Source organism: Micromonospora sp. KC723, from assembly GCF_004348595.1.
Classification (GTDB): domain Bacteria; phylum Actinomycetota; class Actinomycetes; order Mycobacteriales; family Micromonosporaceae; genus Micromonospora.
In genome coordinates, this window is sequence record NZ_SMKD01000081.1 from 1 (window position 1) to 25,040 (window position 25,040).

Consider the following 25,040-nt stretch of genomic DNA (forward strand, 5'->3'; position numbering starts at 1 on the left):
GCCCCACCCCGACAACCACTTTCCCGCGGGCGGGCCCTCAAGGTGCGGCACACCGCGGCATCGATGCCACCGGCCGCCCGACCCGGCGAACGGAGCCGGTCGAGCCGTGGGCGGGTGGGTCAGGCGCGCGGGCGGATGATCTCGACGGTACGACCGGCGAACCCTGACCCGTCGGGCGCCTCGAAGCCGCTCGGCTCGCGGCGACCCGCGTCGAACGCGCGCAGCAGCCGGGCGCCGAGCCAGACGCCCACCGTGCCGACCGCCAACGCGACCAGTTCGACGGCCAGCAGCCCGCCGGTGGCCCCCCGCTGCGGCGCGTCGGCCCGGATCAGGCAACCGAGCAGGAACAGCGCGGTCATCCCGGCGTTGACCAGGTTGGCGGTGACCATGGTGCGGCGGTGCCGGCCGGCCGGCACGTCCCACAGGTCGATCATTCCGGCGACCCCGGAGAGCGCGGCGGCGACCAGGCCGGCGACCGCCGTCCAGTAGCCGACCTCGCCGAGGAACGCCAACCCGCTCAGCACGTCGGCCAGGTCGAGGACGGTGGCGCTGACGAAGAGCCCGAACGGGAACGTCACCAGCATCGGTTGGATGGGGTGCCCCCGCACCCGCAGACGGCTCTCCATCGTGTCCTCCCCAGGATCGTCAGGTGCTCACGAATCCAGGGTGCTACCCGGCCACCACGGGGACGAAACGACGCGCGGGTGGCGGCGGTCCGAAACCCGACGGTCAGCCCTCGCGGGGGCGGGAGACCGTGGTGACGAGACGCTCGGCGACCTCCCGCAGCGGGATGTCCAGTGAGGACGCGGCGCTGCGCAGCACCTGGAGGGCCTCCGGCGCCGGGCAGCCCCGCTGGGTCATGATGACCCCGACCGCCTGGCTGACCACGCCCTCGCCGAGTAGCGTCGCGTCGATCTCACCGGCACGCTCGGCCTGCTTCGCCCGGTCCCGCACCGCGGCCAGCAACAGCCCCGCGTGCTCGGCGAGCAGCATCGCGGTGAGCTGGTGCCGGGTGGAGAAGGTGCCGGCGGTGCCGGCGTACAGGTTGATCGCGCCGATCGCCCGGTCGTCGACGTCGACCGGCGCGGAGATCACCCCACGCACCCCCAGCCCGCGCGCCCGGGCCGTCCAGCCCGGCCAGCGCTGCTCGCCGCCGAGGTCCGGCGCGATGGTCATCTCCCGACGTTGGATGGCCGTCATCGCCGGCGACTCGGGACCGTGCCGCAACTCGTCCAGCTCGGCTAGGCGGGCGTCGGAGGCGGCCACCCCGGCCGGCTCGCCGGCCCGCAGCGCGGTGAAACCGCACCAGGACACCTCCGGTACGGCGTCGCGCGCGATCCGGACCAGGTGGCTCAGCGCCTCGTCGAAGTCGTCGACCGCGATCAGGCCCGCGGTCAGCTCCCGCAGCAGGGCGGCGGTCTCCAGCACACCGAGGGTGTTGGTGGTCGGCTCCCGCGTATCCAGGTTCACCGGGTCACGCCTTCCGCACACCGGGTGCCGTCCGCAGCCGGAACCGTTGCCTGTGTCATCGTCTTCCGATCTCCCCGAGTCGTGGGCCCCGGGCTACTACCCTCGCAAACCAGGATCGAAACCGCGTAAGGGATCCCTTCCGGCGGGAAGGTCGGAAGGGATCCCCCGCTGGGACGGTCAGCGCGAGCCGGCGAGCCGACGGCCGACCGAGGCGATCAGCCGGTCCAGCTCCGAGCCGAACGGGTTGTCGTGGACCAGGTACGTCCAGGTGGCGCTGGGCCGGACCAGCTTCGCGGCATCCGGCTCCCAGTCGTCGGCGAACTCGGTCTCCTCGAAGGTGGCGATGGTCCGCCGCTCGATCTCCGGAATGAGATTGGTGAACGCCGGCACCGCCGCCCGGTGGAACTCGTCGAGCGGGTCGAGCCGGCCCAGCGCGCGCAGGTGCACACCCTCCCGGACCTCCGACAGCTCGGCCAGGTGCTCGGCCCAGAGCCGGTCCAGATGGTAGAGGGCGATCGAGCGGGCCACCCGGGCCAGCAGGTCCTCGTCCATCTCGCCGGCCTTCTCCGGCATCCGGTCCAGCAGCATCAGCGCGGCCACGTCGCTGGTGAGCAGCCGCTCGCGCCGCTCGGCGAGCGCCTTGCGCTGCTGCTCGATCACCACGCTGTAGCGCCAGGTGTTGCGGTGGATCTCGTGGTTGACCCCCTCGGCGACCCGCTGCGCGTGCTCCACCGCGTAGTCGACCTGCTCGTCGGTGACCAGACCGTCGGCGTTCATCCGGGGCGAGGCCGGGATGGTGTCTCCGGCGTGCCGGACCACCAGGTCGTCCTCCAGGCTGACGAAGAAGACCGAGCCGCCCGGGTCGCCCTGCCGGCCGGCCCGACCGCGCAGCTGGTCGTCGACCCGGCGGCTGTCGTGCCGCCCACTGCCGATCACGTACAGGCCACCCAGCTCCGCGACCCGCTCCCGGTCGGCCTGGTCGCTGCCGCCGAGGCGGATGTCGACGCCACGCCCGGCCATCTGGGTGGAGACGGTGACCGCGCCGTACGCGCCCGCCTCCGCGATGATCGCCGCCTCCTCGTCGTCGTTCTTGGCGTTGAGCACCACGCAGGGCACCCCGGCGGCGCTCAGGCCGGCGGCCAGGCCCTCGGACTCCTTGACGTCGAGGGTGCCGACCAGCACCGGGCGACCGCGCTCGTGGTTGCGCGTGATCTCGTCGATCAGCGCCTCCTCCTTCTCCGCGCGGGTGGCGTAGATGCGGTCCGGCTCGTCCTCGCGGACGCACGGGGTGTTGGGCGGGATGACCGCCACCTCCAGGCCGAAGAACTCGCGCAGCTGGTCGCCGACGAGCACCGCGGTCGCGGTCATCCCGCAGACCTTCGGGTAGAGGGCGATGTACGCCTGCACGGCGACGGTGCCCAGCACCTCCCCCTCGGCGGTGGCGTCCAGGCCCTCCTTGGCCTCGACCGCCGCCTGCAGGCCGTCGGGCCAGCGGCGGCGCTGGGCGACCCGGCCACGCATCTCGTCGATCAGCTCGACGCTGCCGTCCCGCACGATGTAGTCGACGTCGCGGTGCAGCAGGGCGTACGCGTGCAGGGCCACGTTGACCGCGGAGAGCTGCCCCACGTGCTCGCTGTCGTACAGGTCGATGCCGCCGAGCTTGGCCTCGACGGTGGCCAGGCCGGCGCTGGTGAAGGCCACGCTGCGGCCGTCCTCGGCGACGGTGTAGTGCTTGCCCTTGCGCAGCCCGCGCACCAGCGCCGCGGCGGCGTGCACCGGGTCCTGCTCACCGGCGACCGCGCCGGCGAGGACCATCGGCACCCGCGCCTCGTCGATCAGGATCGAGTCGGCCTCGTCCACGATCGCGGTCTTCAGCGGCGGCTGGACCCGCTCGGCGAGGTCGGTGACGAGCTGGTCGCGGAGGAAGTCGAAACCGGCCTCGCTGACCGAGACGTAGGTGACGTCGCAGGCGTACGCGGCACGCCGCTCGTCGGGGGTGGAAGCCTCGTTGACCCAGCCCACGGTGAGGCCGAGCAGCCGGTAGACCGGCGCCATCCACTCGGCGTCGCGGCGGGCCAGGTAGTCGTTGACGGTCAGCACGTGCACCGGGCCGTTGCCGAGCCGGACGTGCCCGTACGCGGCGATCGTGGCGGTGAGCGTCTTGCCCTCACCGGTGGCCATCTCGGCGACCTTGCCGGAGAGCAGGGACATCGCGCCGAGCAGCTGCACGTCGTACGGCCGTTGGTCCAGGCCCCGCCGGGCGGCCTCGCGGCCGACGGCGCAGATCTCGACGTAGCCCGAGGCGGCCCCGGCGGCCTCGGTGAGCTCGGCGTCGTCGAGGGCGGACAGCTCCTCCTCGCGCGCGGCGATCTGCGGCAGCAGCTTCTCCAGCGGGGCCAGGTCGACCGTCGTCCCCGGGCGCTGGAGGAACCGCCGGAACCTGCTCTTGAACCGTTGCGACACACCCATGAGCGGCAACGGTACGCGAAGCGGCGCCTCGATCGCTGCCCGGCTCGTCGCCGATCGTCCCCGTGTCCCCTCCGTCGGTCGCCACCGCAGCTCAGTGCCGTGGTACGGGTGGCTCACCGGCGGCTTGCGGGCGGCCGATCCCACTGGTGGGGATCGATTCCGCGAGGACGACCTGGAGTTCGCGCCGGCGGCCCTCGGCCAGGTCGGTCAGAATCGCCGGAGCCTGGTCGAACGACGCCACCGCCGAGACCAGGTGCGCGCGGATCAGGTCGCCGTGCTCCCGCAGCAACTCGATCGTCTCGGCCGACAGCCGCTCCCGGTCCCAGGTCGGGGCGAGCCCGCGCGGCACCCGGCCGATCTGCGCGCAGCGCAGCGCGAGACCGTTGTGGTGGAACTCCTCGCCGAACCGGACCGCGTCCGCGCCGGCCTGGTAGAAGGCCAGGTCGATCACGGTGCCCTGGGGGCGCAGCAGACGCAGCGCCAGGTGCAGCGCCCACGCCTGCCCCCGGCACTGGAACACCACGTCGGCGCCCCGGTCCCCGGCGGCGTGGTTCCAGCGGGTCTTGAGCAGCACCGCCGGGTCGTCGGCCTGCGGGTCGAGGGCCTCCAGGCCGAGCGCCCCGGCGACCCGACGCCGCTGCGGCGTCGGATCCAACACGACCACCGAGCCGGCGCCGTGCCGCCTGGCGAACAGGGCGGTGATCAGTCCCACCACCCCACCGCCGACGACCGCCACCCGGCGTCCCCGCACCCCGTCGCCGAGCGAACGGACGTCGCTGCCGTACAGGTCGGCGGCGGCGTGCAGCAGGCCGTTGGCGCAGATCGGGCCCAGGTGGGCGACGTAGACCCCGAGCAGCGGGTCGAGGTCGTCCGGCAGCGGGACGAACCGTTCGGCGACCGGGTCGGCCACCCAGCCGGTGCGGTGGCCGTACGTCATGGCGCCGACCGTGCCCACGGCGACGGTCGGGGCCCGGCTCTCCACCACCCGGCCGACCTGCATGTACCCGAGCCGGGTCACCGGGTACGGAGTGCTCGCCGCGCCCGGCTGGAACAGCCCCAGCTCGGGGTTCCAGGCGACGTGGAGGTACGGGTTGGTGCCCTTGACGTAGCTCAGCTCGGTGCCGGCGGAGATTCCGCTGAAGAGCGTCCGTACCCGGAACGATCCGTCGGAAAGCTCGCCGGCGTCCTGCTCGACCAGCTCGACCCGGCCGGGGCCGCTGACCACCACGACCGCGTCACGCATCGATGGTCATCCCGGTGGCGGCGGCCGGCGCGGTGGCGGCCGGTCCGGTGGGCAGGGTGACGCTGCGGCCGGTACGCGCGCTCCCGGCGACGGCGAGCGCGAGTCGCTGGGTGCGCAGCGCCTCGGCGTACGGGACCCGGACGTCGTCGCCGACGCCGGTGACCGCGTCGACGAAGGCCCGGTCCACGGCGACCCGGGCGCCCTCCGGGTCGGCCCCGACCCGGCGTTGCCCGTCGGCGTCCCGGACGAGCAGGCCGTCCTCGGCCAGCGACAGGGCCAGCCCGTCGGCGAGGATCTCCAGCCCGGCACGGTGCTTCCAGGTCAGCACGCAGGCCGCGGCGAGCGTGCCGACGGCCCCGTTGGCGAAGCGGAGGGTGGCCGCGGTGACCGAGTCGATGTCGGCGCCGTCGACCGGTGGCGGCGTGCCGTCGCCGTACGCGGTCACCTCGACCACCTCGCCGACCAGCGTGCGGACCAGGTCCAACACGTGCGCGGCCTGCTCGACGACGGGGCCGCCGGAGCGGTCCCGCACCGCCCACCAGGGCACCGGCGGCACTGCGTCCAGCCATGCGCCGTTGACCATCCGCACCCGGCGGCCGGCGAGCAACCGGCGGGCCTGCTCCACCACGTGCAGGTAGCGCCAGTGGTGCCCGACGGCGGTGAGCAGCCGCTTCTCCTCCACCAGCGCGGCGATCCGTTCGGCGGTGTCCAGGTCGACCGCGACCGGCTTCTCCACGAACATCGGCACCCCGGCGGTGATCACCGCCTCCTCCACCGGGCCGTGGGCGAACGGCGGCACACAGACGTAGACCGCGTCCGGGCCGGCGGCGAGCAACTCCTCGACGTCGGTGAAGGGGCGGCCACCGTACGCATCGGTCAGCTCCGTCGCCGCGCCCCGGGACACGTCGGTCACCCCGAGCAGTTCCACGTCCTCGAATCCGGTCAACAGGCGGGCATGGCGTCGGGCCACCCCACCGGCCCCCACCAGGGCCACCCGGCACCTTCGCATCACACCGACCCTCTCGACGCCGATTCACGACCAACGGAACGGTTCTCCCCGGACCGCCGGAACGCGAAACCCCGACGCGGCGCGCAACGAAGCGTTCACGTGCCGGGAACCCGAGAAAGCACCCGCCGTGATCAAGCTGTTAGGCACGGTCCGGTTAGCCTGCGGTCGCGGTTGGGAAAACCAGCTGCGGGTTTCCGCCACGATCTGGGGGTGCGTCAGTGCGGGAAACAGAACCGATCGTCTCACCCGTGGTGGAGGCGTGGGCCACGTATCGGACGACGTCGGCGCGGGACTGGCCGGCGCGTCGGCTCGTCGGGGCCAAGGGCGGCAGCCGGGTCAGCGTGGTGCTGCCCGCCCGCAACGAGGAGGCCACCGTCGGGGCGATCGTCGCGACCATCCGGGACCACCTGATGGACCGGGTCGCCCTGATCGACGAGCTCATCGTGGTCGACTCCCGATCGACCGACCGTACCGCCCAGGTGGCCCGGGCCGCCGGCGCCGAGGTGGTCAGCCAGGACGACATGACCCGGGGGCTGCCCCGGCTGGCCGGCAAGGGCGACGCCCTCTGGGCCGGCCTGGCCGCCGCCGGAGGCGACATCGTCGCGTTCGTCGACGCCGACCTGCGCGAGTTCCGGCCCCACTTCGTGACCGGCCTGCTCGGGCCGCTGCTGGTCGACTCCTCGGTGGAGTTCGTGAAGGGTTTCTACCATCGGCCGCTGGTCGGCGCCCACAGCGTGGAGCCCGACGGCGGTGGCCGGGTGACGGAGCTGATGGCCCGGCCGCTGCTGAACCTCTTCTGGCCAGAGCTGGCCGGTTTCGTGCAGCCGCTGGCCGGCGAGTACGCCGGCCGGCGGGAGGTGCTGGAGCAGGTGCCGTTCGTTTCCGGCTACGGCGTCGAGACGGCCATGCTCATCGATCTGCTGGAGCTGGTGGGATTGGACGCCCTGGCCCAGGTGGATCTCGGCGAACGCAAACACCGCCACCAGGACACCGCCGCGCTGGGGCGGATGTCCGCCCAGATCATGCAGACCGCCTGGTCGCGGTTGCAGCGGCGCGGCTGGGCCAGCCCGGGCACCGTGCCGGCGACGCTGCTCACCCAGTTCCGCCGGGGCGGCTCCGACACGTTGCCCCACCTGGACCGGGAGATCGTGGTCAGCGATGTCTCGGTGCAGGAGCGTCCGCCGCTGGCGCAGTTGCGCCACCGGGTGCCCCGGCGGCGGGTGGCGGCGTAACCCGCCCGGTCGCGGGTGGCCGGAGCGCGCCGGCCGGCGTGGGACCGGTCGACGGTGCGGCACGGGAGCCCGACGGGGGCCCCGCCGAGGGAAGGAAGACAGCGTCATGCGTCTGACGGTCCTGATGAACGCCGGTCCCTGGCTGTCCGTACCGCCCCCCGGCTACGGCGGCATCGAGAATGTCGTCGCCACCCTGGTGCCGGAACTGCGGCGCCTGGGGGTGCGGGTGGTGCTCGCCTCGGTCGGCACCAGCGCCCTACCCGTGGACGAAAGGTTCTCCGTCTTCCCCGACGGGCAGTTCTCCGCCCTCCAGCGGCCGTACAACCAGGTCTGCGGCGTCTCCCAGGCGCACCTCGACGGCGTGGTCCGGCAGTTGCGCGCCCGCGACGACATCGACCTGGTGCACGACCACGTGGAGGCGGTCGGTCTGGCCACCCTCGCGGCCATGGGGTCGGACGCCCCGCCGACGCTGCACACCCTGCACTGGGATCTGACCAAGCACCCGGAGCTCTACGGCAACCTGGACGCCGGCGGGCGGGTCCGGGTCAACGGGGTCTCCGCCTCGCAGCTCGCCCGCGCCCCCCGGGCGTTGCGGGAGCACTCGGTGGGCCACGTGCACCTGTCCACCCCGCTGGCCGTCGACGCGGACCGCGCGCCCCGGCGGGAGAAGGGCGACTACGCGATCATCCTGGGCCGGATCACCCCGGGCAAGGGGCAGGAGGTCGGTGCCCGGCTGGCCCGGCGGGTCGGCGTCCCGCTGGTCCTCGCCGGCCCCGTCGGGCCGTACCACCGGCCGCGGGACCTGGCCGCCGCCGGGGACGAGGCCCGGCAGAACCCCGACGTGCGGTTCTTCCACGACGAGGTCGCCCCGCACGTCGACGGCGACCTCGTGCGCTGGGTCGGCACGGTGGCCGGACAGGAACGCGACGACCTGCTGGCCGGAGCGAGGGCCGCGTTGTTCCCGCTGCGGTGGGAGGAACCCGGCGGCACCGCCGTGGTGGAGTCCCTCGCGCTGGGTACCCCGGTGGTGGCGACCGCCCGTGGCTGCCTGCCCGAGCTGGTCGACCAGAACCGCACCGGCCTGCTCACCGACGACGAGGAGGAGCTGGGCGAGCTGCTGCTGGCGGCCAGCCTGCTCGACCCCGTCGAGTGCCGCCGGGAGGCCGCCGCGCGGTTCACCCCCACGGTCATGGCGGAGAAGTACGTCGACCTGTACGAGAAGGTCCGGCAGGAGGCGTCGGCGCCCAGCCTGCGGGCCGCCTGAGCCGGCTGCCGGACCACACCCGGGGGCGGTCGGCGGCGGCACGCGTCCGGTTTCACCCTGGTCGGCCCCGGGTACCTGCCTGGTCTGCCAGCCCATGAGCGGAATTGAGGGGCCGATGCCGAGCCGGATCAGCTGTGCGGTCGACGACGGGTCACCGGTGACCGTCGTGCGTCTCGTCGGTGCGCTCGACGTGACCACCATGCGTGCCGTGCACACCGTGCTGGACCGCTGCCTGACCAGCCAGCCCGACGCGCTCGTGGTCGACCTGGACGGCGTCAGCGTCGTCGACCGGCTGGCGCTGTCGGTCTTCGCCGCCGCCTGCCGGCGGGCCGCCGACTGGCCGGCCGTGCCGATAGTGCTCTGCGCACCCCCGCCCGACGCGGCGGCCTGGCTCGCCCAGTCCACCGCCTGCCAGGTGGTGCCGGTGCGCCCCAGTCGCGCGGAGGCGGCCGAGCTGGCCGGGGCCGCCGCGTCGCCGCGGCTGCGGGCCCGGCTGGAGCCGGTGGCGACCGCCTGTCGCCGCGCCCGGGAGCTGGTGGCGGACGCCTGTGCCCGGTGGAACGTGCCGGAGCTGGTCGGGCCGGCCTCGCTGGTGCTCACCGAGCTGGTCGGCAACGTGGTCCGGCACGCGCAGACGCCGATGCAGGTGACGCTCACGCTGCGCAGGCCGTACCTGCAGGTGGCGGTGGCCGACGGCAGTCGTACGGCGGCCCGCGCGGGCTGCCCCGACCTGCGGGCCGAGGGTGGCCGCGGCCTGCTGCTGGTCCGCGAGATGGCACAGCGGTGGGGCACCTCGCCGCTGGTTGACGGCAAGGTGGTCTGGGCCCTCGTGCCCGCCGGTTGACCCGCTGGTCCCGGAGCCCGCCGGCTCCTCCGGCCCGCCGTCCGCAGGACGCCCTGACGGACGGCCCGCGTTCCGCAGGACGCCCCGGCGACGGCTCAGGCGTCGGCGCTGGCGGGCAGGCCCGCGGCGGTGAGCGACCGGCGTACCGCGGGCTGCACCCGGGTCAGCCGCAGCGGGACACCGGTACGGGCGGCGGCGTCCCGTCCGGCCATCAGCGCGGCGATCCCGCCGGCGTCGACGCCACCGGCGCCGTCCAGGTCGACCACCACCTCCCGGGGATGGCCGGTGACCGCCTCCAGCATCACCCGACGCAGCTGGTCCGCGCCGTCCCGGTCGATCTCCCCGCCGACCTCCACCACCACCCGGTCGCCGGTCCGCCTCAGGGCGATCCGGTTGCGTCCCGTCTCCGACTCGGCCGCCCCGTTCTGCCAGGGCGGCGGGGCGTCGGCCAGCATCGCCTGACGCAGCCAGGTCAGCGCGCGCGACAGCAGCCGGGAGACGTGCATCTGCGAGATGCCGAACCGGGCTGCGATCTCCGCCTGCGTCTGGTTGCCGTAGAAACGCATGGCCAGGATGCGCCGCTCCCGCCAGGGCAGCCGGTGCAGCAGCCCGCTGACCGTCACCCGGTCGTCGACCGACTCCAGCGCGTTGTCCGACTCGCCGACCAGGTCGCCGAACTCGGCGGAGCTCTCGCCGCCGACCGGGGCGTTGAGCGAGGCCGGACTGTAGCCGGCCGCCGACTCCAGCGCGGCGAGGATCTCCTCCTCCGGGGTCTCCAGCCGCTCGGCCAGTTCGGCCACGCTCGGCGCCCGGGACAGCTCGCTGGTCAACGCGGCGGTGGCCTGACCGACCTCCAGGATCAGGTCGCGCAGCCGGCGGGGCACGTGCACGCCCCAGGTGCGGTCCCGGAAGTGTCGCTTGATCTCACCCACGATGGTGATCGCCGCGTACGCGGTGAACGACCCCCGCTCGGGGTCGTACCGGTCGACGGCGTTGACCAGGCCGAGCCGGGCCACCTGCTCCAGGTCCTCCAGCGGTTCGCCCCGTCCCCGGTAGCGGCGGGCCAGCCGACCGGCGAAGGGCAGGGCGAACCGGACCAGGTCGTCCCGCGCCTCCTGCCGCCGCTCGGGGGGCAGTCCCTCGATCCGTGCCGCGTACGCCAGCGCGGCCGCGTCCAGGTCCTCCAGGCCGCGCTCGGTCGGCGGTGGTGGTGTGGTTGTGGTCGTCTGTCCGAACATCCGCGCCTCCCTCAGGAAGGTCCCCGCCCGGAATCGGAGCCGGTCGTGCGCGTGGTCGAGCCACGCACCGGGCCGGAAGGTGGTCACGTGCCGCGCCGGTGTCACCGGACGCGTGGGAGCGACGGCAGCACGCCGCACGGCATGGGTGGCCGCCGCAGCGAGCGGTGTTCCCGCTCCGTAGGTACTCAATCACGGCACGTCAGGTTCGCGAGGATGTTTCGGCAGCTCCGTCCGCCGGGCCGGTACAACGACCGCCCCGGCGTCCCGTTTCCGCCGGTCAGGTCACGGCGAGGCCGAGCGGAGCGCCCTCGGACCGCAGCGCGGCGAGCGCCTCGGCGGCGGTCAGCGCCGGCGGCGCCGGCAGGTCGTACGGCTGGTTGCGCAGCACCTCGGTGGCCCGTCTGGTGGGCACCGTCGCGACCGGGTAGCCGCGGGCGGCGGTCCGGTCCAACGCCCGACGGCGGCGACCGAACGCGGCGACCGCCAGCCACTGGGGCAGCCCGGCCAGCGCCGGCGAACGCATGCCGGGCGAGTCCGGCAGCACGTCCACCGAGCTGAACGGGGCGCTGCCGGCGAGCCACCACTCCGCCTGCTCGACGCTGCGTCGGGTGGCGTTCTCGCACCAGTAGGGCACCAGTCCCGCCCGTACCACCTGCCACGGGTCGAGCAACCGGCCACACTCCACCACCAACCGGTCACCGGTCTTGCCGGCCCGGCGCAGCCAGTGCCGGTAGAGGTCCGCCACGGCGGCGCTGAGCGCCCCCGGGTGCGGGTAGAAGACCTCGTGCAGGCCGTGGCCGTGGCGTCCGGCCCACTGCCGGGCGGAGTCCGCGAAAGCGGCTTCCACCCCGTGCTCGGCCTGCTCGCGGGCGGCGGAGACGCCGGGCGGTTCCCAGCGGGCAGCGTCACCACCGGCGGAGCGCAGTACCTGGCGCAGGGCGTGCGCGTCCGGGTGGAAGTCCACCGGGTCCAGGCCGCTGGACGGGCTGCCGACCTGGAAGCTGTGGCCGCGCCCCTCGTCCAGCACCGGCCAGGTACGGGCGTCGCGCACCAGCAGCAGCGGCGCGCCGGGCGTCACCCGGTCGGCCAGGAAACGCGCGTACGCCCGCGGCAGCGCCCGCCACCGGGCCACCAGCGACACGGTCGCCCCGGCGAGCGCGCCCCGGCTGGCCGGGCAGTGGACCTGCCGTACGTGCAGGTCGGGGTTGCCGGACAGGATCCGGGCGGTGATCGTCGCGCCGTGGTCCAGGGCGGCCGACGGGTGGTCCACCGCTCCCTGGCTCCAGTGCGCGGTCATCTCGAAGGCCGCCGGCAGCCACGGCACGCCGAGCGCGACCGCGAGGTGCACCGCCGCGGCGTGCGGTGAGCCGAGAACGGCCCCCGGGTAGCGCCGCTGGGGGTACTGGTCGACCATCCACCGGGCCGCCCGCTCGGCGTCGACCTCGGCGGCCTGCTCGGCGGTGAGCGCGACCCGGGCGGCGGCGCGGGCGGCTGCCGCCCGGCGGACCGGCTCGGGAGCGGCGGTGAACCGGGACAGCGGGGTGAACTGGCCGAGGTCGCCGCAGTCGTCGCCGCGTAGCGCCCGGGCGGCCACCGCCACCAGTAGCCGGGCGGCGCTGCCCGCCGCCACGACCCGGTCCCCGGCCAGCCCGGCACCCTTCGCCGTCGGTCTCCTGTGCACTCCGGGCGTGGGCCCCGCACTGCCTCGTTCGCTCGCCACGCGGGCCGGCTTCCCCTCCCGATGGGGTCTAAACCGGGCATTGAGGGCAATCCTCGGGATGCGGACCTTCCCCCACTCCGTTCCCCCCGCCGCCCGTCCGGCGGCGGGTGCGGATCAGGCCAGATCCTCCACCTCGTCGGCGGTCGCCAGCACGCGGTCCCGGACCCGCCGCGCGGCGTCCCCGGCGGCGGCGACCCACCGCAGGTCGGCCAGGGCCGGCTCCGGCGGGCGCAGGGGCACCGCCGGATCCACCACCGCCTCGAACACGCAGGGACGGTCCGCGGCGAGCGCCTCATCCCAGGCCGCACCCACCAGGTCCGGCCGGTCCACCCGGACGCCGTGCAGGCCGAGCAGTCGGGCCCACCCGGCGTACGGCACGTCCCGCCGGTCGGGGACGACGCCGGCCGGCATCCGCCCGTCACCGATGCCGGACTGGTCGCGGTTGTTGAGCACCAGCACCACCAACCGCGGGTCGGTCCAGTCCCGCCAGCGGTGCGCCACCGTGATCAGTTCGGCCAGGCCGTTGAGCTGCATCGCCCCGTCGCCCAACAGCGCCACCACCGGCTCGTCCGGCCGGGCGAGCTTGGCCGCCACCGCGTACGACAGGGCACAGCCCATCGAGCCGAGCGTGCCGCACAGCTGCGCGTTCACCCCCGGCGGCAGCTCCAGGTGGCGGGCGTACCAGTAGATGACCGAGCCGACGTCCACGGCGACCGCGCCAGCCTGGGGCAGCCGGGCGGACAGCTCGCGCAACACCAGCTGCGGGTTGACCGGCTCGGCGGGCGCGGCGGCGCGTATCGCGGCGTCCTGGCGCCAGCGGTCGACCGAGCCCTCGACGGTGGCCCGCCACTGCCGGTTGGGCAGGTCGGGCACCCGGGCGAGCAAGGCGCGCAGCGTGTCGGCGGCGTCGCCGACCAGCGGGACGTCCACGGGGTAACGGTTGCCGATCCGCCGCCCGTCGATGTCGATCTGCACCGTGCGGGTCTGCCCCGGCACCGGGAAGTAGTCGGTCCACGGGTCGTTGGTGCCCACCAGCAGCAGCGTGTCCGCCCCACCCATGAGCTGGGCGGCCGCCGGGGTGCCCACCTCGCCGAGCACCCCGGTGTGAAACGGCAGCCGCTCGTCGAGCACCGGCTTGCCGAGCAGCGAGGTGGCCACCCCGGCGCCGAGCCGGTCGGCGAGCGCGACGATCTCGTCGTCCGCGCCCCGGGCACCCTGGCCCACCAGGATCGCCACCCGGTGCCCCACGGTGAGCAACGACGCCGCCGCGTCCAGGTCGGCGTCGTGCGGCAGCACCCGGGCCAGCGGCTCCCCCGGTGTGGCGGTCTGCACGCCGGCCGCGTGCGGTTGCAGGTCGGGTACGCGCGCCTGCTGCACCGCCCGGGGCAGCACCACACAGGTGGGGCTGCGGGTCGCGGCGGCGGTACGGAAGGCCTGGTCGAGCAGGGCCGGCAACTGCGCGCCGGAGCGGACGTGGCGGACGAACTGGTTGCAGACATCACCGAAGAGCCGGCTCAGTCCGATCTCCTCGTGCGCGCCACCGAGCGGCCCGCCGACGTCCTCGCCCACGATCGCCACCACCGGCTTGCTGTCCAGCTTGGCGTCGTACAGGCCGTTGAGCAGATGCAGCGCGCCGGGCCCGTGGGTGGCCAGGCAGACGCCGATGCCGCCGGTGAACTTGGCGTGCCCGGTCGCCATGAAGGCGGCCGTCGCCTCGTGCCGGGCCGGGACGAACTCCGGGTCGCCGCCGGCGGCGCCGAGCGCCCGTACGACCGGGGCGATCGCCTCGCCGGGGTAGCCGAACACCCGAGGCACCCGCCAGGCGCGGAGCCGGTCGACGAGCAGGTCCGCGCCGGTCCGGTCAGCCTCGGCCATCGCCCCGCCCGGGAGTGGACGCGTCGACGTACCGCAGCACCGCGCCGACGCCGTCGGTCAGCTCCGGCGCCTCGTCCGGCCCGAGCACGGTCAGCGCGGCGTCGGTGCCGACCAGAGCCCGGACCAGGGCCGCGTCGGCGCGTACCCGCTGCGGTTCGCGGACCGCGGCGAGCTGGTCGGGGGCGGTGGCGATGTCGGTGGGTTCGGGGCCGACCCACAGTTCCCCGGTTGCCGACGGGTCGTCGACGATCAGCATGGTGTCGACCTGGCTGCGTCGCAGTGCGGAGACCACCGCCTCCAGGCCGGCCCCGACGTCCTCCTGCATGCCGAAGCGGTCCAGCACCGCGGCGACGCGCTGCTCGGCGGCCTCGGCGATGGTCTGCACGGTGATGTCGTCCATTAGGGTCTCGTCGGCACCGGCGTTGCGGGCGCCGGCGTCGGTGCGGACCACCATGTCCTGCCAGCGCGGGGGCAGCTGGGCGGCGACCATGCCGGTGGCCCGGACGTCCCCGGCCACCACGAGCACGTCCGCGCCGACCTTCTCGGCAAGTTCCACGGTGGCCGCGGCGACGTCGCCGGCGTTGTGGTGCCAGGCCTCCACCGCCGCCCGCTGGTAGCGGGACTGGGACCAGCCGCCGGGCTGGACGCGGCGCAACTGCGTGCCCTCCCGCCCCTGGACGTGGGCCCGGCGGGGCACACCGCCCGCGCTGACCGCCATCGCGTCGGCCCCGGTGCGGTCGGCCAGCACGCGCACCCAGGCGATCTGCTCACCGCGCTGGGCGACCAGCGGCATGGTGTGCGGCAGGGTGGCCCAGACGGCCAGGTCGTTGAGCGGTGGCGCGGCGAGGTACTCGGTGAGCACCACCCGGCCGCCGGTGGCGAAGATCGCCACCCCGTAGTCCCCGGGCCGTGGCTCGTGCCCGCGCACCACCCGCGCGACCGCGTCGATGGTGGCCGCGTCGGCGCCCTGCTCCAGCAGGTGCCCCTTGAGGGCCCGCCAACGCAGGTCGACCTGCGGATGCGCGTCGTGGGTGTCCCGGGAGGCGTCGAGATAGACCGAGCACCACGGCCCGGGACGGTCGTAGAGCGGGCGCAGGAAGGACAGCTGCATGCTCGGGACCCCTTTCCAGCTCGGCCGCTCGCTTACCCGCGCCGCCTGGGATGTCACCTCGCCGGGCCGGAGTTCATTCACGACGCTCGACCGGCGACGCCGGTACGATCAGCGGCAGCGAACCGGACTCTCGGTGGTGAACATGGACAGCGACCTCGCGCCCCGCGTGGTGCATCCGACGCAGCGGATCCTCACCGGGCGGGTCGTCCGGTTGCGGGACGGTTATCCCCGGGAGGTGCGCGTCGGCCAGCCGGTGCTGGTGGCGGTGGTGACGGCGGCGAGCGTGGTGGGGCTGCTGATGCTGCTGGTCCGCACGCTGGTGACCAGCGGCGGCGGGGGCGGCGCGCGGCGTAAGTGGAAGGACCTGAAGAAGGGCCCGGAGTTCCTGGTCACCCCGTTGCGGGTGCGGGACGAGACCGGTCGGCTCTACGAGGTGGAGCTGCACGGGCACCTGCCGCAGAGCGCCCTGCACCCCGGCGACCACGTGCAGCTGACCCTGCGCCGGCAGCCCGACCCGGATCTGGCACCCAAGGTGGAGCGGATCGTCAACCTGACCACCGCGCAGCCGCTGCGCCCGCGCACCGCGACGGTCTGGTCGCACCTGGGGCCGCCACTGCTGTTGCAGGCGATGCTGGGGGCGCTGCTCTTGGTCGGCCTGGGCGCCTGCTCCGTGCTCACCGGCTGAGCACTCCGGCCATCACCCGATAGAGGAGGAGGCACCGGAGCGGTTCGCCGCCGTGCCGGGCGCCGTCCTGCCGCGCGCCGGTGGCTCAGCCGACCGGCGTGAGCGGTCGTTCCGGCCGTGCGGTCGCGCCCAGCAGGCCCCGGCGCACCGCCCAGCGCTCGAAGACGACGGTGGCGAAGGGCGGCACGGAGCAGACCAGCGCGACGAGGGTGACTCCCGGGCTCCACCGGTGCATCCGAGCCATGACCAGCACCAACAGCCCGTACGCGACGAACAGGGCGCCGTGGATCGGGCCGAAGATCTTGACGCCGATCTCGTTGGCCGGCGGACCGTACTTGACGGCCATGCCGACCAGCAGGGCCAGCCAGGAACACGCCTCGGCGATCGCCGACGCCACGAACAGCCGGGTGGTCTTCTCACGCATCGGGCCATCGTAGCCAGCCACGGTCACCGGCCCGGGACACCACGACGACCGGCGGGCCGGGGATCACCCGGCCCGGCGCGGGTAGGTAAAGGTTCTTCGGGTCTTCCCCGCCCGCGCCGATCCGTGCGAGGTTGGGAGGACCAACGGTGACAGGGTGGTGACCATGGGCGAGGAGGTCGGCGCGCGCACCTTCAGTCGGGAGGACCGGGCCCGCTACCGGGAGAAGGTCCGCCGCTGCCTGGACGTGTTCGCCGAGATGCTGCGCGAGTCCCGTTTCGACGTCGAACGGCCGATGACCGGGCTGGAGATCGAGCTGAACCTTGTCGACGACGGGTCGCTGCCGGCCATGCGCAACGCCGAGGTGCTCGCCGCCGTCGCCGATCCCAGTTTCCAGACCGAGCTGGGCCAGTTCAACGTGGAGATCAACGTGGCGCCGCGGCGCCTCGCCGGCATCGGCACCGCCGAGTTCGAGCGGCACGTGCGGGCCAGTCTCAACGCGGCCGAGGAGAAGGCCCGTACGGTCGGGGCGCACATGGTCATGATCGGCATCCTGCCCACCCTGCGCCCGGAGCACCTGACCGCCGCCACGCTGTCGGCGAACCCGCGCTACGAACTGCTCAACGAGCAGATCTTCGCCGCCCGCGGCGAGGACCTGCGGATCTCGATCAGCGGGGTGGAGCGCCTGGTCACCACGGCGGACACCATCACCCCCGAGGCCGCCTGCACCAGTACCCAGTTCCACCTCCAGGTCAGCCCGGGCCAGTTCGCCGACTACTGGAACGCCGCGCAGGCGATCGCGGGCGTCCAACTGGCGCTGGGCGCGAACTCCCCGCTGTTCTTCGGCCGGGAGCTGTGGCGGGAGACCCGCATCCCGCTGTTCCAGCAGGCCACCGACACCCGCCCGGACGAGATCAAGGCTCAGGGGGTACGCCCCCGCGTCTGGTTCGGGGAACGCTGGATCACCTCCGTGTTCGACCTGTTCGAGGAGAACGTCCGCTACTTTCCGGCGCTGCTGCCGGTGTGCGACCCGGAGGACCCGGCTGAGACGCTCGCCGCCGGCGGGGTGCCGAAGCTAACCGAGCTGCGCCTGCACAACGGCACCGTCTACCGCTGGAACCGCCCCGTCTACGACGTGCTCCGGGGCCGTCCGCACCTGCGGGTGGAGAACCGGGTGCTGCCCGCCGGGCCGACCGTGGTGGACACGGTCGCCAACGGGGCGTTCTACTTCGGGCTGGTGCGTGCCCTGGCCGAGTCGGACCGGCCACTGTGGTCGCAGATGTCGTTCAGCGCCGCCGAGGAGAACTTCACCAGCTGCGCCCGGTACGGCATCGACGCCCAGGTGTTCTGGCCGGGGCTGGGCTACCTGCCGGCGACCGAGTTGGTGCTGCGGCGGCTGCTGCCGCTGGCCCATCAGGGGCTGGACCGGTGGGGGGTGGACCCGACCGAGCGGGACCGGCTGCTCGGCATCGTCGAGCGGCGCTGCCTGACCGGACGCAACGGCGCGACCTGGCAGGTGGAGACGTTGCACCGGTTGGAGTCCGCCGACCACCTGGACCGCCCGGAGGCCCTGCGCGAGGTGGTCCGGCACTACGTGGACCTGATGCACAGCAACCGCCCGGTCCACGAGTGGCCGCTGCCCTGACCCCTGGTGGCCGCCGGCCGAGCGGCGCGGTTGCGCACGACAGAAGAACCGGGGCCGGCCGCGCCCACCGATGATGAGACGCGGACATCGACCCGCCGGGCGCGGCCCGGGACGGGCCGGTCGGCCCGGTCCGGGTCGGCCGGGGTCGTGGCCGGGGGTCCCCCGCGCCGGCATCGGGTCCCTCCCTGACTGTGAGGAGCGCAGCGTGACGCAGACCCGCCGGTCACCCCGGCCGCCCGACGCCCCCGTCCGGATCCGCCTCGATTCCCCGCAGGCCGGCACCTCGACCTTCGTCAACGGCCACTTCCCCCGGCGGCGGGGACTGATCGTCGCACTCAGTGTCCTGGCCGGTTTCCTGCTGACGGTGGTCTGGTCGGCGGAGTTCGTGGACCGGACCATCGGCGACAACGTGGCCAACACGCTGCTCGGCCACGACGCCAAGGAGACCCCCATCCAGGGCATCGCCGCCGGGGTGCTGTTCGCCTTCGTCTCCGGCGTCGCCGGCACCTTCACCGCCTGCAACATCGCCGCCTTCGGCGCGCTGGCCCCACTGACCGGCACCAACGACGGCCGGTTGCGCCGGTTCACCGCGCCGCTGCGACCGCTGGGCTGGCTGTCGGTGGGCATGATCACCGTGTCGGCGGCGTACGGCGCGGTCGTCGGCCTGGTCGGCACGTCGATGCCGCAGTTCTCCACGGCCCCGAACACCCCGGGCGGGCTGTCGCCGCGCGGCGTCCAGTCCATGGTGGTCTTCGGCGTGATCGGGCTGATCATGATCTATCTCGGTCTGGCGTCGCTCGGCGTGGTGCCGGACCCGTTCGCCCGGATCGCCCGCCGGCATCCGAACGCCCCGATGGTGTTCATGGGCGCGTTGATCGCCGGTTTCCTGATCGGGCGGCCCTTCGCGCTGTTCAGGCAGATGTTCCGGGACGCCGCCGAGAGCGGCAACCCGCTCTACGGGGCGGCGGCGTTCACGTTGCAGTCCGTCGGCAACATCGTGATCATGGCGGTGCTGTTCCTGCTGCTGGCCTGGCTCGCCGGTTCCCGGCTGCAACGGTGGTTCGCCGCGCGTCCGAGCCGGCTGGCGACGCTGACCGCCGTCGCGTTCATCGTCGCCGGCGCCTTCACCTTCCTCTACTGGGACGTCCGGTTGCTGGCCCGCCGCGAGATCATCCCCTGGTATCCGACGGCGCCCTGGGCCTGACGGGTGACCGACGGCGCAGGGCCGGGGGCGTTCCCGGCTCCGCGTCGAGGCGGCCTCAGACCTTGAGCACGACCTTGGTGCAGTCGTCCTGCTTCTTCTGGAAGATCCGGTAGCCCTTCGCCGCGTCCTTCAGCGGCATCCGGTGGCTGATCACGAGACTCGGGTCGAGGTCGCCGCGGACGATGTGCTCCAGCAGCGGACGGGTGTAGCGCTGCACGTGGCACTGCCCGGTCCGCATGATCAGCGACCGGTTCATGAACGCGCCGATCGGGAACTTGTCCACGAAGCCGCCGTACGCGCCGATCACCGACACCACTCCCCCGCTGCGGCAGGCCAGGATCGCCTGGCGCAGGGCGGAGGGCCGCTCGGTCTCCAGCCGGACGGCCTGCTTCGCCCGGTCGTACGCGTACACCGCGGCGTTGCCGTGGTGCCCCTCCAGACCGACCGCGTCGATGCAGGCGTCCGGGCCCCGGCCGGCGGTGCGCTGGTTCAACTCGTCCAGCACGTCGAGTTCGGCGTAGTTGATGGTCTCCGCGCCGACGTGCTCGGCGGCCAGCCGCAACCGGTACGGGTACCGGTCGATCACGATCACCCGTTCCGCGCCGAGCAGCCGGGCGCTGGCGGCGGCGAGCAGCCCGACCGGTCCCGCGCCCCAGACGGCGATCACGTCGCCGGGCGTGATGTCGCACATCTCGGCGCCCATGTAACCGGTGGGGAAGACGTCGGCGAGCATCAGCGCCTGGTCGTCGGGCACCTCGTCGGGCACCTTAATCGGGCCGACGTCGGCGAACGGCACCCGGGCGTACTCGGCCTGTCCGCCGGCGTAGCCGCCCAGCAGGTGCGAGTAGCCGAAGATGCCGGCCGGCGAGTGTCCCATGATCTTCTCGGCGAGGCCGGCGTTGGGATTGGAGTTCTCGCAGACCGAGTAGCGACCCTGCTGGCAGGAGACGCAGTTGCCGCAGGCGATGGGGAACGGCACCACCACCCGGTCGCCGACGGCGAGGTTGTCCACCTCCGGGCCGACCTCCACCACCTCGCCCATGAACTCGTGGCCGAGGATGTCGCCCTTGCGCAGGGCGGGGATGTAACCGTGGTAGAGGTGCAGGTCCGAGCCGCAGATCGCGGTGGAGCTGATCTTCACGATCGCGTCCCGGGCGTTGAGGATGCGCGGGTCGGGCACGTCGACGACCTTGACGCTGTCCCTGCCCATCCAGGCGGTGGCCTTCATCGTCTCTCCTCGTCGGTCAGCCGCGGCGGCCGGCGGGCAGGGGCTGGGCGGGGCGCTGGAGGAACTCCTGACGCAGGGTGATGCCCGCCGGGCTGGCGTCGGAGCGGACCACCTCGCCGGTCTCCAACACCTGCTTGAACCGGCGCAGGTCGTCCCGGACCTGCTGCTCCGGCTCCTCGCCGAAGAGCTTGGCGACCACCCGGCCGAGCCGCCCGGCCGGCGGCGCGTACCCGAGCTCCACCCGGACCTCGGTGCCCCGGTCGCCGGGGGCGGGCACGAACCGGACCCTGCCGGCGTTGGGCACCGCCGCGCCGGGCAGTGACCGCCAGGTGATCCGCTCGTTCGGACGGTCCTCGACGATCTCGGCGTCCCAGCTCACCGGCTGTCCGGCCGGGCCGCGCGCCGTCCAGTGCGAGCGGCGCAGGTCGTCGGCGCGGACGGACTCCAGGTGGGCCATGAAGTGCGGCAGGTTCTCCAGGTCGCGCCAGAACCGGTACGCCTCCGACGCGGGCCGGTTGACGGTCACCCCGACCTCCACGGTGATGATCCGTTCCCGTGCCCGGTGTGCCCGCCCGGCCCGCAGCGCGGCGAGCAGGTCGACGGCGGCGATGCCGGCGACGACGCCGGTGGTGATCGCGGCGCGCCGCCGGCGCTCGCCCCGCCGGCCGGTCAGGGCCCGCCCGAGCAGGAGGAGGTCGCTGGCGTCACCGACGAGCCGGGTCCACGTCCAGCCGACCGGTCGCCGCCCGGCCAGCAGCCCGGCCGCGTGTCCCAGTTCCCGAGCGGCGACGGCCCGGATGACCGGGTACGCGCGCGGGGCGTCGTCGACCCCGGCCAGCCGGGCGAGCGCCCGGGGCGCCAGCAGGCCGCCCACGCCGAGGGCGAGGCTCACCACGCCCAGCAGCCGGGGCAGGCCGTCGCCCCGGCTGCGCCGCTCCAGTTCGTCCAGCACCGTCGGGTCGGTTCCGTCCACGTCACACCACCGTCGTCGGGCCCTGACCGCCCGCGGGGGCGGCCCGGCAGCGGGTAGCCGCCAGCCTGACGCTATGCCCCTCAAAGGCCGCAGGAACCCCGAATCCGTACATAGCCCGGGTGCAACGACGACAGGTCAGCGCAGCGCGCCGACGGCCAGCATCGCCGCCTCGGCGACCAGCGCGTCGTCGTACCGGGCGCCCTTCGTGTCGCGGCCGGACATCACCGCCAGCACGACCGGTGCGGCCTGCGGCAGCCAGGGCACGGCGATGTCGTTGCCGGGCCGCGCCGCGCGGCACCGGGGGGCCGGCCCCGGCCCGACGTTAACGGATCGGTGCGCGGCCCGCGGTGGACACCCGCGGGCGGTCGACGTACCACACGCAGTGGCCAGCCGATCGTTGGCGGAACCGGAGGGGACTACGGACTCCCTCCCATTCTGAACATATACCGCACCTGGGGTCTTGCGGCAAGACCCGGGCAAGGCCGCAGAATCATCCGCCGAGGCCGCAACCTGCGCAGATAGGGCTGTCCCTGATCGGAGCTGATGCCGTGAACCCGCCGACCACCAGCGCGTTCGACCTTCCCGACCATCTCGCCGCCAAGGCCGACCCGACGCTGGTCGCCGTCGACGAGCAGCACTTCGCGGCCATCGCGGCGAGCCTGGAGCAGTCCATCGCCGAACTGTCCGACCGCCTCGACGCCGAGCGCAGGGCGCCCGGTGGGAGAGGCCGCCAGGCGGTGGACCGTGACCAGGCGGTCCGCCGGCTGGCCGCGCGCCTGCGCGCCCTGCGTCGTTTCGGCATCGACCTGTGCCTGGGGCGCATGGTCGCCGCGGACAACCCCGAGCCCGTGTACGTCGGGCGACTCGGCCTCACCGACGGCTCGGGTCACCGGCTGCTGCTCGACTGGCGCTCCCCGGCGGCTGAACCGTTCTTCGCCGCGACCCACGCCAACCCGATGGGGCTGACCAGCCGCCGCAGGTATCGCTGGACCCGCGGCCGGATCACCGACTACTGGGACGAGGTCTTCACTCCGGGCGGGCTCGACGGGCACGCCGCGCTCGACGACCAGTCCGCCTTCATCGCCAGCCTGGGCGGACACCGCTCGGCCCGGATGCGAGACGTGCTCGGCACCATCCAGGCCGACCAGGACGCCATCATCCGGGCGGGGTCGCGCGGCGCTCTCGTCATCGACGGCGGCCCGGGTACGGGCAAGACGGTTGTCGCTCTGCACCGCACCGCGTACCTGCTCTACGCCGATCCTCGACTCGGTGACCGCCGGGGCGGCGTGCTGTTCGTCGGTCCGCACCATCCCTACCTCGCCTACGTCGCCGACGTCCTGCCGAACCTCGGCGAAGAGGACGTGCAGACGTGCACCCTGCGGGACCTGGTCGCCGAGGGAGGCTCGGCGGAGGCCGAGACCGACCCGGAGGTCGCCCGCCTGAAGTCGTCCGCGGATCTGGTGAAGGCGATCGCGGCGGCCGTCCGGTTCTACGAGGAGCCGCCCGACACTCCGATGACGGTCTGCACCGACGAGTCCGAGATCCGCGTAGGCGTCGATGACTGGACCGAGGCGTTCGATGCGGCACTCGGAACCCCGCACAACGAGGCGCGCGACCAGATCTGGACGGAACTGCTGACGGTCCTGGTCAGCAAGCACGCCGGCGACGAACCGGCGGAGCCGCTCCGCAGGTCGCTGGAGCGCAACAGGGAGCTGCGCGCGGCCCTCCACCGCGCCTGGCCCCTGCTCGACGCGACCGACATCGTCGGTGACCTGTGGTCGGTGCCCGCCTTCCTGCGCAGGTGCGCTCCGTGGCTCAGCCGCGACGATGTGCAGAAGCTGCAGCGCACGAACGCGCGGGCATGGACGGTGTCCGACCTGCCACTCCTGGACGCCGCACGGCAGCGGCTCGGTGACCCGGAGGCGTCCGGGCGCAAGCGCCGGCAGGACGCCATTGTCGCCGCCGAACGCGCGCGTATGTCCCTGGTCGTCGACGACCTGATCGCGGCCGACACCTATGACGACGGTGAGGGCGTGCTGTCGAGCCTGCGCCAACTGGATCTCCAGGATGCCCTGGTCGACGAGGCCGCGCTGCCCGGCGCCGAACCGGACCGGCTCGCCGGCCCGTTCGCGCACATCGTGGTGGACGAGGCTCAGGAACTGACCGACGCCGAGTGGCAGATGTTGCTGCCGCGCTGCCCGTCGCGGAGTTTCACCATCGTCGGGGACCGCGCTCAGGCCAGGCACGGGTTCACGGAGTCGTGGCGGGAACGGCTCACCCGGATCGGGCTCGACCAGATCAACCTGGCCCGTCTGAGTGTCAACTACCGGACGCCGAAGGAGGTCATGGCGGAAGCCGAGCCCGTCATCCGGGCCGTGCTCCCGGACGCCAACGTGCCGACCTCGATCCGCAGCGGTGGCGCCCCCGTCGTCCACGGACGCACCTCGGAGCTGGGCTCGATCCTCGACACCTGGCTCGCCGCGCACGCCGAGGGAACCGCCTGCGTCATCGGCGATCCCACCTTCCGGGCGACGCGCCGCGTCCGGTCGCTGACTCCGGAGTTGTCGAAGGGGCTCGAGTTCGACCTGGTCATCCTCATCGACCCGGAGGCGTTCGGCGATGGCATCGAAGGAACCGTCGACCGCTATGTCGCGATGACCCGTGCCACCCAGCGACTGGTCATCCTCACCAGCGCCTGACACGGCCTGTTGCCGCTGACCCGGTGACCGGGCGGACCGCGACCCGCACTGGACTCGTCCCGCATCGACTGATCGCTACGCTTGCGTAGCTACGCATCCGTAGCTAGCATGCTTCTCATGGTTGCCGATCATGGACAGGGAAGAACCCGACGCTCCCTGGCCGACGTCATGACCACGTGCCGGGCGGCGGTGCTCGCCGAGGTCGCAGACGTCGGCCTTGGTCGACTCGCCGTCGAGGGCGTGGCCCGACGCGCGGGAATCGCGAAGACCTCGATCTACCGGCACTGGGCGTCGGTCGACGAGCTGCTACTCGACGCGCTCAGCCACGCCCATCCCGTCGAGGTGGCCACACCCGGCGGCGGCAACCTGCGCTCGGACCTGCTGCGCTCCCTGGAGCAGCTGGTCGGCTGGCTCGGCGGGCCCACCGCGCCGGCCGTCGCGGCGATCCTCAGCGAGCGGCAACGCCGGCCGGATCTCGTGGAGGCCCTCTACACCCGGGTTTTCGACACGCACGGCGGCCGGTTCACCCGCACCGTGATCGAGCACTACGCCGAGCGCGGCGAAGTCGACGCCCGGCTGGTCACACCGATCGTCGTCGACATCGGTGAGGCATTGGTGATCAAACACCAGATCGACACCGGGGAGCTCCCCGACGCCGAGGTCCGGACGGCGATCGTCGACCAGGCGATCCTGCCCGCCCTCGGTTTCCC

General features: G+C 73.7%; 21 protein-coding genes. 8 read left to right on the forward strand and 13 right to left on the reverse strand.

What is annotated here, in order from left to right:
- Nucleotides 1-119 precede the first annotated feature (119 nt).
- The 5 genes from E1165_RS18310 to E1165_RS18330 form a co-directional block, all read right to left on the reverse strand.
- On the reverse strand, nt 120-626 hold the full coding sequence (locus tag E1165_RS18310; RefSeq protein ID WP_132393022.1) for a DUF2231 domain-containing protein: 507 nt from the start codon (nt 624-626) through the stop codon (nt 120-122).
- A gap of 103 nt (nt 627-729) precedes the next feature.
- The gene (locus E1165_RS18315; RefSeq protein ID WP_132393024.1) at nt 730-1,470 is read right to left on the reverse strand and encodes a GAF and ANTAR domain-containing protein; all 741 of its coding nucleotides are present in this window, start codon (nt 1,468-1,470) and stop codon (nt 730-732) included.
- A gap of 177 nt (nt 1,471-1,647) precedes the next feature.
- Nucleotides 1,648-3,939 (reverse strand): accessory Sec system translocase SecA2, encoded by a 2,292-nt coding sequence (gene secA2 / locus E1165_RS18320; protein ID WP_132393026.1) that lies wholly within the window; start codon nt 3,937-3,939, stop codon nt 1,648-1,650.
- Nucleotides 3,940-4,030: 91 nt separating this feature from the next.
- On the reverse strand, nt 4,031-5,182 hold the full coding sequence (locus E1165_RS18325) for a zinc-binding dehydrogenase (RefSeq protein ID WP_132393028.1): 1,152 nt from the start codon (nt 5,180-5,182) through the stop codon (nt 4,031-4,033).
- A complete protein-coding gene (locus tag E1165_RS18330; RefSeq protein ID WP_132393030.1) occupies nt 5,175-6,191 on the reverse strand; it encodes a Gfo/Idh/MocA family protein in 1,017 nt (338 codons plus the stop codon). Before E1165_RS18330 ends, E1165_RS18325 begins: the two co-directional genes overlap by 8 nt.
- A 218-nt stretch (nt 6,192-6,409) precedes the next feature.
- Here E1165_RS18330 and E1165_RS18335 point away from each other — a divergent pair, with 218 nt between their 5' ends.
- The 3 genes from E1165_RS18335 to E1165_RS18345 all read left to right on the forward strand — a co-directional run bounded on the left by E1165_RS18335 (nt 6,410) and on the right by E1165_RS18345 (nt 9,531).
- A complete protein-coding gene (locus tag E1165_RS18335; RefSeq protein WP_132393032.1) occupies nt 6,410-7,423 on the forward strand; it encodes a glucosyl-3-phosphoglycerate synthase in 1,014 nt (337 codons plus the stop codon).
- A 106-nt stretch (nt 7,424-7,529) separates the two neighbouring features.
- Nucleotides 7,530-8,687 (forward strand): glycosyltransferase, encoded by a 1,158-nt coding sequence (locus E1165_RS18340; protein ID WP_132393033.1) that lies wholly within the window; start codon nt 7,530-7,532, stop codon nt 8,685-8,687.
- Between the two features lie 94 nt (nt 8,688-8,781).
- Nucleotides 8,782-9,531, forward strand: coding sequence for an STAS domain-containing protein (locus E1165_RS18345; protein ID WP_243704854.1), 750 nt, complete (start codon nt 8,782-8,784; stop codon nt 9,529-9,531).
- A 95-nt stretch (nt 9,532-9,626) separates the two neighbouring features.
- Here E1165_RS18345 and E1165_RS18350 read toward each other — a convergent pair whose 3' ends face one another.
- The 4 genes from E1165_RS18350 to E1165_RS18365 all read right to left on the reverse strand — a co-directional run bounded on the left by E1165_RS18350 (nt 9,627) and on the right by E1165_RS18365 (nt 15,475).
- Complete coding sequence (locus E1165_RS18350) at nt 9,627-10,769, reverse strand: SigB/SigF/SigG family RNA polymerase sigma factor (protein WP_132393035.1); 1,143 nt, start codon at nt 10,767-10,769, stop codon at nt 9,627-9,629.
- A 277-nt stretch (nt 10,770-11,046) separates the two neighbouring features.
- Nucleotides 11,047-12,450 carry a hypothetical protein gene (locus E1165_RS18355; protein WP_132393036.1) on the reverse strand — a complete coding sequence of 468 codons (1,404 nt, stop codon included), beginning with the start codon at nt 12,448-12,450 and terminating at the stop codon, nt 11,047-11,049.
- A gap of 153 nt (nt 12,451-12,603) precedes the next feature.
- Entirely contained in the window at nt 12,604-14,364 is a 1,761-nt protein-coding gene (locus E1165_RS18360) for a thiamine pyrophosphate-binding protein (RefSeq protein WP_132393037.1), read from the reverse strand.
- Complete coding sequence (locus E1165_RS18365) at nt 14,351-15,475, reverse strand: Vms1/Ankzf1 family peptidyl-tRNA hydrolase (protein WP_132393038.1); 1,125 nt, start codon at nt 15,473-15,475, stop codon at nt 14,351-14,353. The genes E1165_RS18360 and E1165_RS18365 overlap by 14 nt, the downstream gene beginning before the upstream one ends.
- Nucleotides 15,476-15,608: 133 nt before the next feature.
- On the opposite strand from E1165_RS18365, the gene E1165_RS18370 reads away from it, so the two are divergent.
- Nucleotides 15,609-16,160, forward strand: coding sequence for a hypothetical protein (locus E1165_RS18370; protein WP_207916949.1), 552 nt, complete (start codon nt 15,609-15,611; stop codon nt 16,158-16,160).
- Nucleotides 16,161-16,245: 85 nt separating this feature from the next.
- On the opposite strand, the gene E1165_RS18375 is transcribed toward E1165_RS18370, so the two are convergent.
- Nucleotides 16,246-16,584 (reverse strand): DUF3817 domain-containing protein, encoded by a 339-nt coding sequence (locus tag E1165_RS18375; protein WP_132393040.1) that lies wholly within the window; start codon nt 16,582-16,584, stop codon nt 16,246-16,248.
- 163 nt (nt 16,585-16,747) lie between these two features.
- Between E1165_RS18375 and E1165_RS18380 the strand changes: the two genes are divergently transcribed.
- Together E1165_RS18380 and E1165_RS18385 are read left to right on the forward strand one after the other, a co-directional pair.
- The gene (locus E1165_RS18380) at nt 16,748-18,226 is read left to right on the forward strand and encodes a glutamate--cysteine ligase (protein ID WP_132393041.1); all 1,479 of its coding nucleotides are present in this window, start codon (nt 16,748-16,750) and stop codon (nt 18,224-18,226) included.
- A gap of 205 nt (nt 18,227-18,431) precedes the next feature.
- The gene (locus E1165_RS18385) at nt 18,432-19,430 is read left to right on the forward strand and encodes a hypothetical protein (protein WP_207916948.1); all 999 of its coding nucleotides are present in this window, start codon (nt 18,432-18,434) and stop codon (nt 19,428-19,430) included.
- 55 nt (nt 19,431-19,485) lie between these two features.
- Here the strand turns inward: E1165_RS18385 and E1165_RS18390 are convergent, their stop codons facing one another.
- From E1165_RS18390 to E1165_RS30025, 3 genes are all read right to left on the reverse strand, one after another.
- The gene (locus tag E1165_RS18390; RefSeq protein ID WP_132393042.1) at nt 19,486-20,658 is read right to left on the reverse strand and encodes a zinc-dependent alcohol dehydrogenase; all 1,173 of its coding nucleotides are present in this window, start codon (nt 20,656-20,658) and stop codon (nt 19,486-19,488) included.
- Between the two features lie 16 nt (nt 20,659-20,674).
- A complete protein-coding gene (locus E1165_RS18395) occupies nt 20,675-21,631 on the reverse strand; it encodes an SRPBCC family protein (RefSeq protein ID WP_243704855.1) in 957 nt (318 codons plus the stop codon).
- 135 nt (nt 21,632-21,766) lie between these two features.
- Nucleotides 21,767-21,895, reverse strand: coding sequence for a hypothetical protein (locus E1165_RS30025; RefSeq protein ID WP_305792149.1), 129 nt, complete (start codon nt 21,893-21,895; stop codon nt 21,767-21,769).
- Between the two features lie 260 nt (nt 21,896-22,155).
- On the opposite strand from E1165_RS30025, the gene helR reads away from it, so the two are divergent.
- Together helR and E1165_RS18405 are read left to right on the forward strand one after the other, a co-directional pair.
- The gene (helR, locus tag E1165_RS18400; protein ID WP_207916951.1) at nt 22,156-24,330 is read left to right on the forward strand and encodes an RNA polymerase recycling motor ATPase HelR; all 2,175 of its coding nucleotides are present in this window, start codon (nt 22,156-22,158) and stop codon (nt 24,328-24,330) included.
- Between the two features lie 117 nt (nt 24,331-24,447).
- On the forward strand, nt 24,448-25,040 hold a 593-nt coding region (locus E1165_RS18405), incomplete at its 3' end, for a TetR/AcrR family transcriptional regulator C-terminal ligand-binding domain-containing protein (protein ID WP_243704856.1).